Source organism: Streptomyces griseosporeus, from assembly GCF_014656055.1.
GTDB classification, from domain to species: domain Bacteria; phylum Actinomycetota; class Actinomycetes; order Streptomycetales; family Streptomycetaceae; genus Streptomyces; species Streptomyces griseosporeus.
Genome location: NZ_BNBR01000003.1, coordinates 181451 through 195101, shown reverse-complemented (window position 1 = coordinate 195101; position 13651 = coordinate 181451). Strand labels below are relative to the sequence as shown.

The window sequence follows — 13651 nt, the reverse complement described above, 5'->3', positions numbered from 1 at the left end:
GGAGCGTCAGACTCCAGCCAGCTCAGTGACAAGTTAAGGGGCGCAAGGATCCCGTGCGCATCGCCAGGTTCTCCATCGACGGGAACGTCGCCTTCGGCGCGGTCGAAGGCGACAAGCCGGACGAGCTCGTCCTCGACATCATCAAGGGCATCCCGTTCGCGGACTTCGAGCTCTCCGGGACGAAGGTGCCGCTGAGCAAGGTCAGGCTGCTGCCCCCGGTGCTCCCCAACAAGGTCGTGGCCTTCGGCCGCAACTACGCCGAGCACGCGCGCGAACTGGGCAACGAGGTCCCCGCCGCGCCCTTCGCCTTCTTCAAGCCGTCCACCGCGGTGATCGGCCCCGGCGACGCCATCCAGTACCCCTCCTTCACCGAGGACCTCCAGCACGAGGCCGAGCTGGCCGTCGTCATCGGCCGCATGTGCCGCGAGGTCCCGCGCGAGCGGGTGGCGGACGTCGTCCTCGGCTACACCTGCGCCCTCGACGTCACCGCGCGGGACGTGCAGCGGCGCGAGAAGCAGTGGGCCCGCGCCAAGGGCTTCGACACCTCCTGCCCGCTCGGCCCGTGGGTGGAGACGGACCTCTCGCTGCAGGACGCCAAGGACCTCACCATCCAGCTCACCGTCAACGGCGAACAGCGCCAGCTGGGCCGCACGAGCGAGATGATCCACTCCATCGAGGACCTGGTCGTCAACATCTCCGAGGCCATGACGCTGCTCCCCGGCGACGTCATCCTCACCGGCACCCCGGCTGGGGTCGGCCCCCTCCACGTCGGCGACGAGGTCGCCGTCACCATCGAAGGCATCGGCACTCTCACCAACAAGGTTGTCAAGCGTGGCTAGCGCACCTGTTCGCGTCCGTTTCTGCCCCTCGCCCACCGGTAACCCCCACGTGGGCCTGGTCCGCACCGCCCTGTTCAACTGGGCCTTCGCGCGCCACCACCAGGGCACCCTGGTCTTCCGCATCGAGGACACCGACGCGGCCCGCGACTCCGAGGAGTCCTACAACCAGCTGCTCGACGCGATGCGCTGGCTCGGCTTCGACTGGGACGAGGGCCCCGAGGTCGGCGGCCCGCACGCGCCCTACCGCCAGTCGCAGCGCATGGACCTCTACGCGGACGTCGCGCGGAAGCTCCTCGACGGCGGCTACGCCTACCACTGCTACTGCTCCCAGGAGGAGCTGGACTCCCGCCGCGAGGCCGCCCGCGCCGCCGGCATGCCGTCCGGCTACGACGGCCACTGCCGCGAGCTGACCGACGCCCAGGTCGAGCAGTACAAGGCCGAGGGCCGCGCGCCCATCGTCCGCTTCCGGATGCCCGACGAGACGATCACTTTCACCGACCTGGTCCGCGGCGAGCTGACGTTCACCCCGGAGAACGTCCCGGACTACGGGATCGTACGAGCCAACGGAGCCCCCCTCTACACGCTCGTCAACCCGGTCGACGACGCGCTGATGGAGATCACCCACGTCCTGCGCGGTGAGGACCTGCTCTCCTCCACCCCGCGCCAGATCGCGCTGTACAAGGCGCTGATCGAGCTGGGCATCGCCAAGGGCATCCCCGAGTTCGGCCACCTGCCCTACGTCATGGGCGAGGGCAACAAGAAGCTCTCCAAGCGCGACCCGCAGTCCTCCCTGAACCTCTACCGGGAGCAGGGCTTCCTGCCCGAGGGCCTGCTCAACTACCTCTCGCTGCTCGGCTGGTCGCTCTCGGCCGACCGGGACGTCTTCTCCGTCGAGGAGATGGTCGCGGCCTTCGACATCACGGACGTGAACCCCAACCCGGCCCGCTTCGACCTGAAGAAGTGCGAGGCCATCAACGGCGACCACATCCGCCTGCTGGACGTGAAGGACTTCACCGAGCGCTGCCGCCCCTGGCTGAAGGCCCCGTTCGCGCCCTGGGCGCCGGAGGACTTCGACGAGGCCAAGTGGCAGGCCATCGCGCCGCACGCGCAGACCCGCCTGAAGGTCCTGTCCGAGATCACCGACAACGTCGACTTCCTCTTCCTGCCGGAGCCGGTCTTCGACGAGGCGTCGTGGACCAAGGCGATGAAGGAGGGCTCGGACGCCCTGCTGCGCACGGCCCGCGAGAAGCTGGACGCGGCCGACTGGTCCTCTCCCGAGTCGCTGAAGGAGGCCGTCCTGGCCGCCGGCGAGGCCCACGGCCTCAAGCTCGGCAAGGCCCAGGCCCCCGTCCGCGTGGCCGTCACCGGCCGCACGGTCGGCCTGCCGCTCTTCGAGTCCCTCGAAGTCCTCGGCAAGGACAAGGCGCTGGCCCGCATCGACGCGGCCCTGGAGCGGCTGACGGCCTGACGGCCACCCGCACCCATGGGGGGCGGCACCGGCGCGAGCCGGGCCGCCCCCCGTTTCGTCACCGGCAGTTCACCCCTCCGCTCAACTCCCGCCGCCCGCAAGGGATTTGGTGATCGCGGGGCCATGGCCATGAAGACCTCCCCACAGGCCGTCTGGGTGGCCTACGACGGCGGCAACCCGCCCGCTCACGCCGGCCCCGACGACCTCGCCACCGGCACCGACGTGATCAACACCCGGGGCACCGGCACCGTCTCCCAGCAGCACCGCTCCACCGGCGCCACGGCGACGGTCACCCTGCCCGAGGGCCAGACCTACAAGGCCGCCGCCGGCGCCCCGCACATCTTGCGCGCCGCCGCCGACGGCACCACCCGGGACCTGCCGGTCACCGGCCTCCCGTTCGGCGCCGAACTCACCGGCACCGTCGTCACCGGCGGCTCCGTCCGCCGGGCCGCCGTCGTCCACCGCCTGGACGGCACCGCGCGTACCGGGCTCGTCGACCTCGCCGACGGCACCCTCGGGGTGTCCGTGCCCGGCTCCACGACGGTGACCTCCAGCGACCGCTGGCTGGTCGTCGGCAACCTGGCGGCGAGATCGTCCTCAGCCGCACCCATACCGCCGCCGCGATCTGCGGCCAGCGGCTGTGGATCCCCACGCAGCACCCAGGGCACGGTCGTCGCCCCCGACCTCAAGAGCAACAGGAACGTCGCCACGGTGAACACGGGCGCCCCCTGCTCCCCCAGCGACATCCAGGCGGTCGACACCTGGCTGTACTGGAGCTGCGGCGCGAGCGGCCCGGCCGGGGTGTACGACCGCGCGGCCGGCCGCGCGATCACCGTCCCGGCCGGGCAGGCCCGCCTCGCCGACGGCTGGCTGGTCCGCGAGAACCGCACCACCCACGAGCTGCTGCTCACCGACTTCCACACCGGCACCGCCACCACCCGCACCGTGGCCGTGCTCCAGGCGACCGACAGGGACACCGGGGGCAACACCGGCCGCTGGACCGTGGACCGCTTCGGGGGGCAACCTCGCCTACCTGACCGCGCAGGACCAGGTGGCGATCGTCACAGCGGGCGTCCCGACCTCGCCGGCGGCCCGGATGGAGGCGCAGACGGACGCCGCCCCCGGCCCGGCCGCCGCCGAGCCCTGGCAGCCGGTGTGGCAGCTCGGCAAGCCCTCCACCTGGACGCTGACCCTGAGCACCACGGGCGGCACCGTCGCGCGCACCCTCACCGGCGCCTCCGCCGACGCCGCGGTCCGCGCCTCCTGGGACGGGCGGTGGAGCGACGGCCGACGCGTCACCGGCAGCTACACCTGGACGCTCACCGCGAGGCCTCGCGACGGCCAGGGCCCGGACCCTGACCGTGACCGGGCAGACCTCGGTGAACCGACCCCGCCGGAACCGTCCCGCACGGGCCACCGCCGGGCTACGGTCGGCTCATGAGCATCCGAGCCGTGGTCTGGGACGTCGACGACACCCTCTTCGCCTACACGAGCGCGGACCGCGCCGGCATGCGGGCCCACCTGGCCGCCGAGGGCCTTCTCGAGGCGTACGCGAGCGCCGAGGAGGCCCTCGCCCGCTGGCGGGAGGCGACCCACCTGCACTGGGGGCGCTTCTCGGCGGGCGAGACGACCTTCGAGGGACAGCGCCGGGACCGGGTGCGCACCTTCCTCGGCACGGGCCTGACCGACAGCGAGGCCGACGCCTGGTTCGAGCGGTACATCACCCACTACGAGGCCGCCTGGGCGCTCTTCCCGGACGTGCTGCCCGCCCTGGACGCCCTCGCCGCCGGCTACCGGCACGCGGTGCTGTCCAACTCCAGCCTCACCGTCCAGGACCGCAAGCTGCGCGTGCTCGGCGTGCACGACCGCTTCGAGACCATCCTGTGCGCCGCCGAGCTGGGCGTCTCCAAGCCCGAGGCGGCCGCCTTCCACGCCGCCTGCACGGCCCTCGGCCTCGCCCCGCACGAGGTCGCCTACGTCGGGGACCACCCGGACATCGACGGACGCGGCGCGGCCGAGGCCGGTCTGCTGTCGGTGTGGATCGACCGTGACGGGGCGCGTACCGGCGGTGACGCGCCCCAGGGCCCGCGCCGGATCGCGAGCCTCGCCGAACTCCCGGCGGTGCTCGGCGCCGATACCCGTTTTGGAGCCCGGTCGACCTTCGGGTAATGTTCTTCCTGCGCCGCCGGGGAGCGGGCCGAAAGGCCGGGACCCGGAGGAGCGAAACTAGAACGAGATCCCCTCAGGGGGCTTGAGTTCCAGTGGCCTATGGTGTAATTGGCAGCACGACTGATTCTGGTTCAGTTAGTCTTGGTTCGAGTCCAGGTAGGCCAGCTCGCAGAGCTTATCTGCAAAGCCCCCGTTGTGTAGCGGCCTAGCACGCTGCCCTCTCAAGGCAGTAGCGCCGGTTCGAATCCGGTCGGGGGTACTGATCTCGATCCTGTCGAGATCGCTAGGGCCCCCGTTGTGTAGCGGCCTAGCACGCCGCCCTCTCAAGGCGGTAGCGCCGGTTCGAATCCGGTCGGGGGTACTGACTGGTCTAAACCATCATTGGTCTATGGTGTAATTGGCAGCACGACTGATTCTGGTTCAGTTAGTCTTGGTTCGAGTCCAGGTAGACCAGCTCGGACCTGCGGAAACGCAGAGTCCACGCCCCCGTTGTGTAGCGGCCTAGCACGCCGCCCTCTCAAGGCGGTAGCGCCGGTTCGAATCCGGTCGGGGGTACAAGAGGAAGGCCCTCCGCTTCGGCGGGGGGCCTTCGTCGTGCCCGGCGCCGGTCAGGCGAAGCCGTACCGCCGTACCGACTCCTCCTCCTGGGCCAGCCGGTGCAGTGCCCGGAGCGTCGGCTCGTTGAGGATCGCTCCGAGGACCGCGAACTCGACCTGCTCCGCGTCCGAGGGGTGGGTCTCCATGTTGTCCAGGTCCAGCACGGCCGTCCGGTGCATCAACTCGGCGTACGGCGCGAGCTGTTCGGCGCCCCAGGCGTAGCCGAGCCTGCGGAACGCGGCCACCGCCACCACCAGGGAGCGGTACGCGGGGGAGAGGGGCGCCAGCTGCCGGGCGTTGTGCCAGCCCAGCCGGTCCAGGAGCGCGCCGACCTCCTCGTGGGCGGCCCGGACGTACTCGTCGTCCGCATCCGGCTCGGCGACCTGCGGCAGCAACCACAGCGCCGCGCCCAGGCGCATCGTGCGGCCCAGCGAGTCGTCGTCGACGTGCCCCAGCACCTCCTTCACCGTCGCCACCGGCAGCCGGCCCACCTGGATCATCGCCCGCACCAGCCGCAGCCGGCGCAGATGCTCCTCGTCGTACTCGGCCGTCGTGCGGTTGATCTGCCGGCCGGGCGGCAACAGCCCTTCGCGCAGGTAGTACTTGATCGTCGCGGTGGACACCCCGCTGCGCTCGCTCAGTTCGGCCAGTCGCATCCCTTGTGCTCCTTGTTGGGTACCGGCACTATCCAAGTATGGATCCGAAACGTGCAGGCATAAGCCGTGCCACCGCGGACGCCCGAGGCGATGTGGTCGTCCTGCTGATCGGCATGCGGATCAACCGGTTCCGGGCGGTGCGCGAATGGCTGCCCGTGCTGCTCGGCATGCCCCGCATGCTGGCCGAGCTGAAGAAGGCCCCCGAGCGCGGACTGCTCTCGCATGTGCTGCTGACCGCCTCGCCCCGGACGTACTACGTCGTCCAGTACTGGGAGTCCAAGGAGAAGCTTTACGCCTACGCGAGCGCGCCGGACGGCCTGCACCACCGGTTCTGGGCGCTGGTCAACCGCAAGGAGCGGAGCGGGAAGCTCCGCGGCGGCGTCGGGCTCTGGCACGAGGCCTACGTCGTGCCCGAGGGCTCCTACGAGGCGATCTACGCCGACATGCCGCCCTTCGGGCTGGCCGCCGCGCACGGACAGGTGCCGCTGGAGCGGCGCGGCCGGTCCGCGAGGGACCGGTTCGCGTACCGGTCCGCGCGGGTGGAGGCGGTCGAGGAAGCCAACTGACCGGGGGGAGAGCGGAGGGGCCTGTCGCGGCGTTGGGGCAGGCCCCTCCGCGCTGCCGCGGGGACGGTCAGCCGGAGCGGCGCAGGGCCTCCGAGAGGCGGGCCGCGGCGTCGATGACGGCCTGGGCGTGCATCCGGCCCGGGTGGCGGGTCAGGCGCTCGATGGGCCCCGAGACCGACACGGCGGCCACCACGCGGTTGGAGGGGCCGCGCACCGGCGCGGAGACCGAGGCCACGCCCGGCTCACGCTCGCCGATCGACTGGGCCCAGCCCCGGCGCCGTACGCCCGACAGGGCCGTCGCCGTGAAGCGGGCGCCCTGCAGACCGCGGTGCAGGCGCTCCGGCTCCTCCCAGGCCATGAGGATCTGCGCGGAGGAGCCCGCCTTCATGGTGAGCGTCGAACCGACCGGGACCGTGTCCCGCAGTCCGGACAGGCGCTCCGCCGCGGCGACGCAGATGCGCATGTCGCCCTGGCGGCGGTAGAGCTGCGCGCTCTCGCCCGTGACGTCACGGAGGTGGGTAAGCACCGGGCCGGCCGTCGCCAGCAGCCGGTCCTCGCCGGCCGCCGCGGCCAGTTCGGCCAGGCGCGGGCCGAGGATGAACCGGCCCTGCATGTCGCGTGCCACCATGCGGTGGTGTTCCAGGGCCACGGCCAGGCGGTGGGCCGTGGGTCGTGCCAGTCCGGTGGCCGTGACCAGTCCCGCGAGGGTGGCCGGACCGGACTCCAGAGCGCTCAGGACGAGGGCCGCCTTGTCCAGAACGCCGACGCCGCTACTGTTGTCCATGCAACGATACTCGCGTCTCACTCTGTGAAACGCAAGTTCAATTTTCTCCGGAACCCGCCACTCTGGATTGCACGAAGGCACAGCGGCCCGCGGATCAACGGGCCTGGTGGCGGTTGTCCGGACGCAGGGGCGCGGGCATCGCCTCCTCAAGATCTCTAGTTGGGCCGGTGGAGTTCACGCCGGCCGGAGGGAAAGCGATGGGTAGGACACTCGCGGAGAAGGTCTGGGACGACCATGTCGTCCGGCGCGCCGAGGGCGAGCCCGACCTCCTCTACATCGATCTGCACCTGCTGCACGAGGTGACCAGCCCGCAGGCCTTCGACGGCCTCCGCAAGAGCGGCCGGAAGGTCCGCCGCCTCGACCTCACCATCGCGACCGAGGACCACAACACCCCGACCCTCGACATCGACAAGCCCATCGCCGACCCGGTCTCCCGGGCCCAGCTGGAGACGCTGCGCAAGAACTGCGCCGAGTTCGGGGTGCGGCTGCACCCGCTGGGCGACGTCGAGCAGGGCGTCGTGCACGTCGTCGGCCCGCAGCTGGGCCTGACCCAGCCCGGCACCACCGTCGTCTGCGGCGACTCGCACACCTCCACGCACGGCGCCTTCGGCGCGCTGGCGTTCGGCATCGGCACCTCGCAGGTCGAGCACGTGCTGGCCACCCAGACGCTGCCGATGGCCCGCCCGAAGACCATGGCGATCACGGTCGACGGCGAGCTGCCCGAGGGCGTCACCGCCAAGGACCTGATCCTGGCGATCATCGCGAGGATCGGCACGGGCGGCGGCCAGGGCTACGTCCTGGAGTACCGCGGCGAGGCCATCGAGAAGCTCTCGATGGAGGCCCGCATGACCATCTGCAACATGTCGATCGAGGCCGGCGCCCGCGCGGGCATGATCGCCCCCGACGAGACCACCTTCGCCTACCTCAAGGGCCGCCCGCACGCCCCCGAGGGCGCCGACTGGGACGCCGCGGTCGAGTACTGGAAGACGCTGAGGACCGACGACGACGCCGAGTTCGACGCCGAGGTCGTGATCGACGCCGCCGAGCTGTCGCCGTTCGTCACCTGGGGCACCAACCCGGGCCAGGGCGCGCCGCTTTCGGCGGACGTCCCCGACCCCGCTTCGTACGAAGACGCTTCGGAGCGCCTGGCCGCCGAAAAGGCCCTGGAGTACATGGGGTTGGAGGCCGGACAGCCGCTGCGCTCCATCAAGGTGGACACCGTCTTCGTAGGCTCCTGCACCAACGGCCGCATCGAGGACCTGCGCGCCGCCGCCGAGCTGCTCAAGGGCCGCAAAGTCGCCGACGGCGTACGGATGCTGGTCGTCCCGGGCTCCGCGCGGGTGGGTCTGCAGGCCGTCTCCGAGGGCCTGGATGTCGTCTTCAAGGAGGCCGGCGCCGAGTGGCGGCACGCGGGCTGCTCGATGTGCCTCGGCATGAACCCCGACCAGCTGGCCCCGGGTGAGCGCTCCGCCTCCACCTCCAACCGCAACTTCGAGGGCCGGCAGGGCAAGGGCGGCCGTACCCACCTGGTGTCGCCGCAGGTCGCGGCCGCCACGGCGGTCCTGGGCCACCTGGCCTCCCCGGCCGACCTCACCGACGCCGCCACCCGTACGCCCGCTGGAGTCTGATCAGTCATGGAAGCATTCACCACGCACACCGGCCGGGCCGTCCCGCTGCGCCGCTCCAACGTCGACACCGACCAGATCATCCCTGCTCACTGGCTCAAGAAGGTCACGCGGGACGGGTTCGAGGACGGGCTGTTCGAGGCCTGGCGCAAGGACCCCGAGTTCGTGCTCAACCGCCCCGAGCGGCAGGGCGCCACGGTCCTGGTCGCCGGCCCCGACTTCGGCACCGGCTCCTCCCGCGAGCACGCCGTCTGGGCGCTGCAGAACTACGGCTTCAAGGCCGTGATCTCCTCCCGCTTCGCCGACATCTTCCGCGGCAACTCGCTGAAGAACGGCCTGCTCACGGTCGTTCTGGAGCAGAAGATCGTGGACGCGCTGTGGGAGCTGGTCGAGGCCGACCCCACCGCCGAGGTCACGGTGGACCTCCAGACGCGTGAGGTGCGCGCGCAGGGCATCACCGCCTCCTTCGAGCTGGACGAGAACGCCCGCTGGCGGCTGCTGAACGGCCTGGACGACATCTCCATCACGCTGCAGAACGAGGCGGACATCGCCGCGTACGAGCAGAAGCGCCCGGCGTACAAGCCGCGCACGCTCCAGGTCTGAACCAAGGCGCCGCACCGGCGCTGAACGGGTCGACTTTCGGCCACCGCTCGACCCCCTCCTGTACCCCCGATCAGCCCGATCGGGGGTACAGCCGTGTCTGCACCCGATCGGCCCCGCCCGCCGGCGTGCCACAGGACAACTTCCCACGTTACGACGGTGATTGCCGGGGTACGCGAGGCTCAGGGATGCGGCTTCCGGAGGTGCCCGGACGGCCGTTTGAGGCGGCAGTTACCCCCTGAGCGGGCGACAACTCGCCCCAGATGGCACAATCTGTGCATGGAACACGACGGCCAACTCGAGCTCTATACGGCAGTCGCGGACCGACTCAAACAAGCGCACGCAAGGGTGCGCGCACTGCAAGTCCCGGAGGGCGTACGGATGGCGCTGACCCGGAAGCTGCTGGTCATTACGGCCGCGGCCAAGCACGATCTCGCCGGTGCGGCAAGGCGTCTGGAGGGGTTCATGGCGGACCTGGACGCGGGGCGGATCCCCGAAGAGGACCGCTGATCACGTCCGAGACAGCCGAGTTCGTTGCGGCGCACGGGTGATAAGCCCGTTTCGTGTTTGATTTGCGGTATATATCTGCCTAACGTGCGAAAAAGCTTGAACACTTTCGTTCGGGCAATGTCTCCGAAGGGGAAGACGTGAACAAGGCGCAGCTCGTAGAAGCGATTGCCGACAAGATGGGCGGCCGCCAGCAGGCCGCCGATGCTGTCGACGCGGTCCTGGACGCCATCGTCCGCGCGGTCGTCGGGGGTGACCGCGTCTCGGTCACCGGGTTCGGTTCGTTCGAGAAGGTCGACCGTCCGGCCCGCTACGCCCGCAACCCCCAGACCGGCGAGCGGGTCCGGGTGAAGAAGACCTCCGTCCCCCGCTTCCGCGCCGGGCAGGGGTTCAAGGACCTGGTCAGCGGGTCGAAGAAGCTCCCGAAGGGCGACATCGCCGTCAAGAAGGCCCCCAAGGGCAGCCTCAGCGGCGGGGCCACCGCCACGGTGAAGAAGGCCGCCGCGAAGAAGGCCACCACCAAGACGGCCGCCGCGAAGAAGACCACCGCGAAGAAGACCCCCGCCAAGAAGACCACGACGGCGGCCGCGAAGAAGACCACCGCGAAGAAGGCACCGGCCAAGAAGACCACCACGGCCGCCGCCAAGAAGACGACGACGGCGAAGACCGCCACCGCCAAGAAGACCACGGCCAAGAAGGCCCCGGCGAAGAAGGCGACCGCCAAGAAGGCCCCGGCCAAGAAGTCGACGGCTCGCAAGACCACCGCCAAGAAGACCACCGCCCGCTGAACCGCGGAGCGCAGGGACCCTCACGCGCCGGGCCGGACTCCCCTACGGAGTCCGGCCCGCGGTGTGTCAGAAGGTCTGCAGCGTGACCAGGGTGATCCGGCGGGACGCGCCCTCACCCTCCGTCTCGATCCGCACCCGCTGCCCGGGCCGCAGCAGCCGCAGGCCGCCCGCGTCGAACGCCGGGGCGTCGAAGGGGACGGGGGTGCCGTCGTCGAGCAGGACCTGGCCGGTGCGGGTGGCTGGGTCGTACGTGTATGCGGTCGCCTGCATAGGGCGAGCGTACTGCGCCGTGGGGGGTGCGGCGGCGACACGGGTGGGGCGCGTGGGGGGTTCTCGCGCAGTTCCCCTAGGGCGTTGCCCTGCCGTCCGGCGTCAGCAGCCGGTCCGCCGCGGCCGCCGTGTGCCGGCCCACCCCCAGCGCCAGCGCCGCTCGCAGGTCCTCCGCCGTGTCCACGTCCTGGCGTACGGAGTCCACCCCGGTCAGCGCCAGTTCCACCGCGCCCGAGCTGCGGTGGCGCACGCGGGAATCCACGCCGAATGCCGGCCGCAATGCGTGACCGGGCGTCGCCGCCAGGAACGTCGTGCCGATTTCCGGGGCGTCCGGCAGGAATGCGCGCGGGAATTCCGCCGCCGCCCGAAGGACCCGGGCCAATTCCGCCGGACGCAGCGCGGGAAGATCGGCGTTGAGCGCCGCCACCGCGCCGTCGGGGCGTGCGGAGCGTACGACGTCCGCGGCGTGCGCCAGTGCGACGTTCAGCCCGCCGCCCGGCTCGTCGGCGACGATCCGCGCGCCCAGCGCCGCCAGCTCGCGGCCCGCCCGTGGATCACCCGTGACGACCGCCACATCCCGCACCCCGGGCGCGGCCAGCGCCGCCGCCACCGTGTCCTGGGCGAACGCCAGGGCCAGGCCGGGGCGCACCCCGTCGGCGGCTGCGTCCGCGAGTCTGTTCTTGGCCTGCGCCAAGGGCTTCAGGGGGATGACCAAGGTCCACTGCACCGACGTACCGCCCCTTCCGTGTCGCCGCCATTGTCACCCAGCTGTCACCGGGACCATCGGGCAGCCGGGACAGCGGGGCGTACGGTGTTCTCGACAGACCGGCGGCCTGGGGCGACACTTGTGCGGCCCCCCGGCCCCGGTGGCAGCTCGACAGGAAGGTGTTCGCGTGCCCCGCCGCAGAATCGGCTTCTGGTACCGCTTCGCCGCAGTGATCTGCAAACCCCCGCTGGTGGCTCTGCTCAAGCGGGACTGGCGCGGAATGGAGCACATTCCGGCCGAGGGCGGATTTATCACCGTGGTGAACCACAATTCGCACGTCGACCCCTTCGCCTACGCCCACTTCCAGTACAACACCGGACGGGTTCCGCGTTTTCTGGCGAAGAGCGGGCTTTTCAAGAAGGGGTTCGTGGGCGCCGCGATGCGCGGCACCGGGCAGATCCCCGTCTACCGCGAGTCCACCGACGCGCTGAGCGCCTTCCGGGCCGCGATCGACGCCGTGGAGCGCGGCGAGTGCGTCGCCTTCTACCCCGAGGGCACCCTGACCCGCGACCCGGACGGCTGGCCCATGACCGGCAAGACCGGCGCCGCCCGCGTCGCCCTGCAGACGAAGTGCCCGGTCGTCCCGGTCGCCCAGTGGGGCTGCAACGAACTGCTGCCGCCGTACGCCAAGAAGCCGAACCTCCTGCCGCGCAAGACGCACCACGTCCTCGTCGGCCCGCCCGTGGACCTCTCCCGCTTCTACGGCAAGGAGATGACCGCGGACGTCCTCAAGGAGGCCACCGAGGTCATCATGGCCGCCATCACCCGCCAGCTGGAGGAGATCCGCGGCGAGAAGGCGCCCGAGACGCCGTACGACCCGCGCCGCGAGCGCATCGAACAGCGGCGCCGCACCCAGGCGCAGGCCGAGGCGCGGGCCAAGGCCAAGGCGCAGGCCGACGCGCAGGCCGAGGCGCAGGCGCGGGCCGAGGCCCCGGGGAAGCAGGCGGAAGGACAGGGCACGTGAGCACTCCCGTCCGGGCCGCCGTCATGGGCACCGGCTCCTGGGGCACCGCCTTCGGCATGGTCCTCGCCGACGCCGGCTGCGAGGTGACCCTGTGGGCCCGCCGCGCCGAGCTGGCCGACGCGGTCAACTCCACGCGGACCAACCCCGACTACCTGCCGGGCGTGGAGCTGCCGGAGAATCTGCGGGCCACCGCGGACCCGGCCGAGGCCCTGCGCGGCGCCGACTTCACCGTCCTCGCCGTCCCCTCCCAGACCCTGCGCGACAACCTCGCCGCCTGGTCGCCGCTGCTGGCGCCGGGCACCGTCCTCGTCTCCCTGATGAAGGGCGTCGAACTCGGCACCACCATGCGGATGAGCGAGGTCATCGAGGACGTCGCCAAGGTCGGCCCGGACCGCGTCGCCGTGGTCACCGGCCCCAACCTGGCCCGCGAGATCGCCGCCCGCATGCCGGCCGCCGCCGTCGTCGCCTGCACCGACGAGGCCGTCGCCCGGCGGCTCCAGGCCGCCTGCCACACGCCGTACTTCCGGCCGTACACCAACACCGACGTCGTCGGCTGCGAACTCGGCGGCGCGGTGAAGAACGTCATCGGGCTCGCCGTCGGCATCGCGGACGGCATGGGCCTCGGCGACAACGCCAAGGGCTCGCTCATCACCCGCGGCCTCGCCGAGACCACGCGGCTCGGCCTCGCGATGGGAGCCGACCCGCTCACCTTCTCCGGACTGGCGGGCCTGGGCGACCTGGTGGCGACCTGCTCCTCGCCGCTGTCGCGCAACCACACCTTCGGCACCAACCTCGGCAAGGGCATGACCCTCCAGGAGACCATCGCGGTCACCCGGCAGACCGCCGAGGGCGTCAAGTCCTGCGAGTCGGTGCTGGATCTGGCCCGCCGGCACGGCGTCGACATGCCGATCACCGAGACGGTCGTCGCGATCGTCCACGAGGGCAAGCCCCCGGTGGTCGCCGTGAAGGAGCTGATGTCGCGCAGTGCGAAGCCCGAGCGACGCTGAGCGAGGACGCGCCGCCGGACGCTGACTCGGGCCCTACGGGCGGGT

General features: G+C 71.3%; 15 protein-coding genes and 5 tRNA genes. 16 read left to right on the top strand and 4 right to left on the bottom strand.

What is annotated here, in order from left to right; translation table 11 throughout:
• Window positions 1-53 precede the first annotated feature (53 nt).
• The 9 genes from IE308_RS15635 (at window position 54) to IE308_RS15595 (ending at window position 5031) form a co-directional block, all read left to right on the top strand.
• The gene (locus tag IE308_RS15635; RefSeq protein WP_190218432.1) at window positions 54-839 is read left to right on the top strand and encodes a fumarylacetoacetate hydrolase family protein; all 786 of its coding nucleotides are present in this window, start codon (window positions 54-56) and stop codon (window positions 837-839) included.
• Entirely contained in the window at window positions 832-2307 is a 1476-nt protein-coding gene (gltX, locus tag IE308_RS15630; protein ID WP_373314506.1) for a glutamate--tRNA ligase, read from the top strand. The genes IE308_RS15635 and gltX overlap by 8 nt, the downstream gene beginning before the upstream one ends.
• Window positions 2308-2436: 129 nt before the next feature.
• A complete protein-coding gene (locus tag IE308_RS15625; protein WP_190218430.1) occupies window positions 2437-3666 on the top strand; it encodes a hypothetical protein in 1230 nt (409 codons plus the stop codon).
• Between the two features lie 78 nt (window positions 3667-3744).
• Window positions 3745-4476: an HAD family hydrolase gene (locus IE308_RS15620; RefSeq protein ID WP_190218429.1), complete on the top strand. Its 732-nt coding sequence runs from the start codon at window positions 3745-3747 to the stop codon at window positions 4474-4476.
• Between the two features lie 93 nt (window positions 4477-4569).
• Window positions 4570-4641 (top strand) — tRNA-Gln (locus tag IE308_RS15615).
• Between the two features lie 21 nt (window positions 4642-4662).
• Window positions 4663-4735: transfer RNA gene (locus IE308_RS15610), tRNA-Glu, on the top strand.
• A 29-nt stretch (window positions 4736-4764) separates the two neighbouring features.
• A tRNA-Glu gene (locus IE308_RS15605) sits at window positions 4765-4837 on the top strand.
• 21 nt (window positions 4838-4858) lie between these two features.
• Window positions 4859-4930, top strand: a tRNA-Gln gene (locus IE308_RS15600).
• 28 nt (window positions 4931-4958) lie between these two features.
• A tRNA-Glu gene (locus tag IE308_RS15595) sits at window positions 4959-5031 on the top strand.
• Between the two features lie 53 nt (window positions 5032-5084).
• Here IE308_RS15595 and IE308_RS15590 read toward each other — a convergent pair.
• Window positions 5085-5729, bottom strand: a complete 645-nt coding sequence (locus tag IE308_RS15590; RefSeq protein WP_190218428.1) for a MerR family transcriptional regulator — start codon at window positions 5727-5729, stop codon at window positions 5085-5087.
• A gap of 38 nt (window positions 5730-5767) precedes the next feature.
• Here IE308_RS15590 and IE308_RS15585 point away from each other — a divergent pair, with 38 nt between their 5' ends.
• A complete protein-coding gene (locus IE308_RS15585; protein ID WP_190218427.1) occupies window positions 5768-6295 on the top strand; it encodes a DUF4188 domain-containing protein in 528 nt (175 codons plus the stop codon).
• Between the two features lie 67 nt (window positions 6296-6362).
• Here the strand turns inward: IE308_RS15585 and ndgR are convergent, their stop codons facing one another.
• The gene (gene ndgR, locus IE308_RS15580) at window positions 6363-7079 is read right to left on the bottom strand and encodes an IclR family transcriptional regulator NdgR (RefSeq protein WP_110631018.1); all 717 of its coding nucleotides are present in this window, start codon (window positions 7077-7079) and stop codon (window positions 6363-6365) included.
• 197 nt (window positions 7080-7276) lie between these two features.
• Between ndgR and leuC the strand changes: the two genes are divergently transcribed.
• The 4 genes from leuC to IE308_RS15560 all read left to right on the top strand — a co-directional run bounded on the left by leuC (window position 7277) and on the right by IE308_RS15560 (window position 10599).
• Complete coding sequence (leuC, locus tag IE308_RS15575; RefSeq protein ID WP_190218426.1) at window positions 7277-8707, top strand: 3-isopropylmalate dehydratase large subunit; 1431 nt, start codon at window positions 7277-7279, stop codon at window positions 8705-8707.
• Between the two features lie 6 nt (window positions 8708-8713).
• Complete coding sequence (gene leuD / locus IE308_RS15570) at window positions 8714-9307, top strand: 3-isopropylmalate dehydratase small subunit (protein ID WP_190218425.1); 594 nt, start codon at window positions 8714-8716, stop codon at window positions 9305-9307.
• A 276-nt stretch (window positions 9308-9583) separates the two neighbouring features.
• Complete coding sequence (locus tag IE308_RS15565) at window positions 9584-9814, top strand: SCO5555 family protein (protein WP_110631024.1); 231 nt, start codon at window positions 9584-9586, stop codon at window positions 9812-9814.
• A 137-nt stretch (window positions 9815-9951) separates the two neighbouring features.
• Window positions 9952-10599, top strand: a complete 648-nt coding sequence (locus IE308_RS15560) for an HU family DNA-binding protein (protein ID WP_190218424.1) — start codon at window positions 9952-9954, stop codon at window positions 10597-10599.
• 66 nt (window positions 10600-10665) lie between these two features.
• Here the strand turns inward: IE308_RS15560 and IE308_RS15555 are convergent, their stop codons facing one another.
• Together IE308_RS15555 and cofC are read right to left on the bottom strand one after the other, a co-directional pair.
• A complete protein-coding gene (locus IE308_RS15555) occupies window positions 10666-10869 on the bottom strand; it encodes a hypothetical protein (RefSeq protein WP_190218423.1) in 204 nt (67 codons plus the stop codon).
• 76 nt (window positions 10870-10945) lie between these two features.
• On the bottom strand, window positions 10946-11596 hold the full coding sequence (gene cofC, locus IE308_RS15550) for a 2-phospho-L-lactate guanylyltransferase (RefSeq protein ID WP_190218422.1): 651 nt from the start codon (window positions 11594-11596) through the stop codon (window positions 10946-10948).
• Window positions 11597-11762: 166 nt separating this feature from the next.
• Here cofC and IE308_RS15545 point away from each other — a divergent pair, with 166 nt between their 5' ends.
• Both IE308_RS15545 and IE308_RS15540 read left to right on the top strand, forming a co-directional pair.
• Entirely contained in the window at window positions 11763-12599 is an 837-nt protein-coding gene (locus tag IE308_RS15545) for a lysophospholipid acyltransferase family protein (RefSeq protein WP_190218421.1), read from the top strand.
• A complete protein-coding gene (locus IE308_RS15540) occupies window positions 12596-13606 on the top strand; it encodes an NAD(P)H-dependent glycerol-3-phosphate dehydrogenase (protein ID WP_190218420.1) in 1011 nt (336 codons plus the stop codon). The genes IE308_RS15545 and IE308_RS15540 overlap by 4 nt, the downstream gene beginning before the upstream one ends.
• Window positions 13607-13651: the final 45 nt, after the last annotated feature.

Excerpts from the sequence above, each read along its gene's own strand:
- ndgR (WP_110631018.1), bottom strand. The coding sequence starts at position 7,079 with ATGGACAACAGTAGCGGCGTCGGCGTTCTGGACAAGGCGGCCCTCGTC.
- IE308_RS15625 (WP_190218430.1), top strand. The coding sequence starts at position 2,437 with ATGAAGACCTCCCCACAGGCCGTCTGGGTGGCCTACGACGGCGGCAAC.
- IE308_RS15620 (WP_190218429.1), top strand. The coding sequence starts at position 3,745 with ATGAGCATCCGAGCCGTGGTCTGGGACGTCGACGACACCCTCTTCGCC.
- IE308_RS15585 (WP_190218427.1), top strand. The coding sequence starts at position 5,768 with ATGGATCCGAAACGTGCAGGCATAAGCCGTGCCACCGCGGACGCCCGA.
- IE308_RS15590 (WP_190218428.1), bottom strand. The coding sequence starts at position 5,729 with ATGCGACTGGCCGAACTGAGCGAGCGCAGCGGGGTGTCCACCGCGACG.
- IE308_RS15555 (WP_190218423.1), bottom strand. The coding sequence starts at position 10,869 with ATGCAGGCGACCGCATACACGTACGACCCAGCCACCCGCACCGGCCAG.
- IE308_RS15565 (WP_110631024.1), top strand. The coding sequence starts at position 9,584 with ATGGAACACGACGGCCAACTCGAGCTCTATACGGCAGTCGCGGACCGA.
- leuD (WP_190218425.1), top strand. The coding sequence starts at position 8,714 with ATGGAAGCATTCACCACGCACACCGGCCGGGCCGTCCCGCTGCGCCGC.
- leuC (WP_190218426.1), top strand. The coding sequence starts at position 7,277 with ATGGGTAGGACACTCGCGGAGAAGGTCTGGGACGACCATGTCGTCCGG.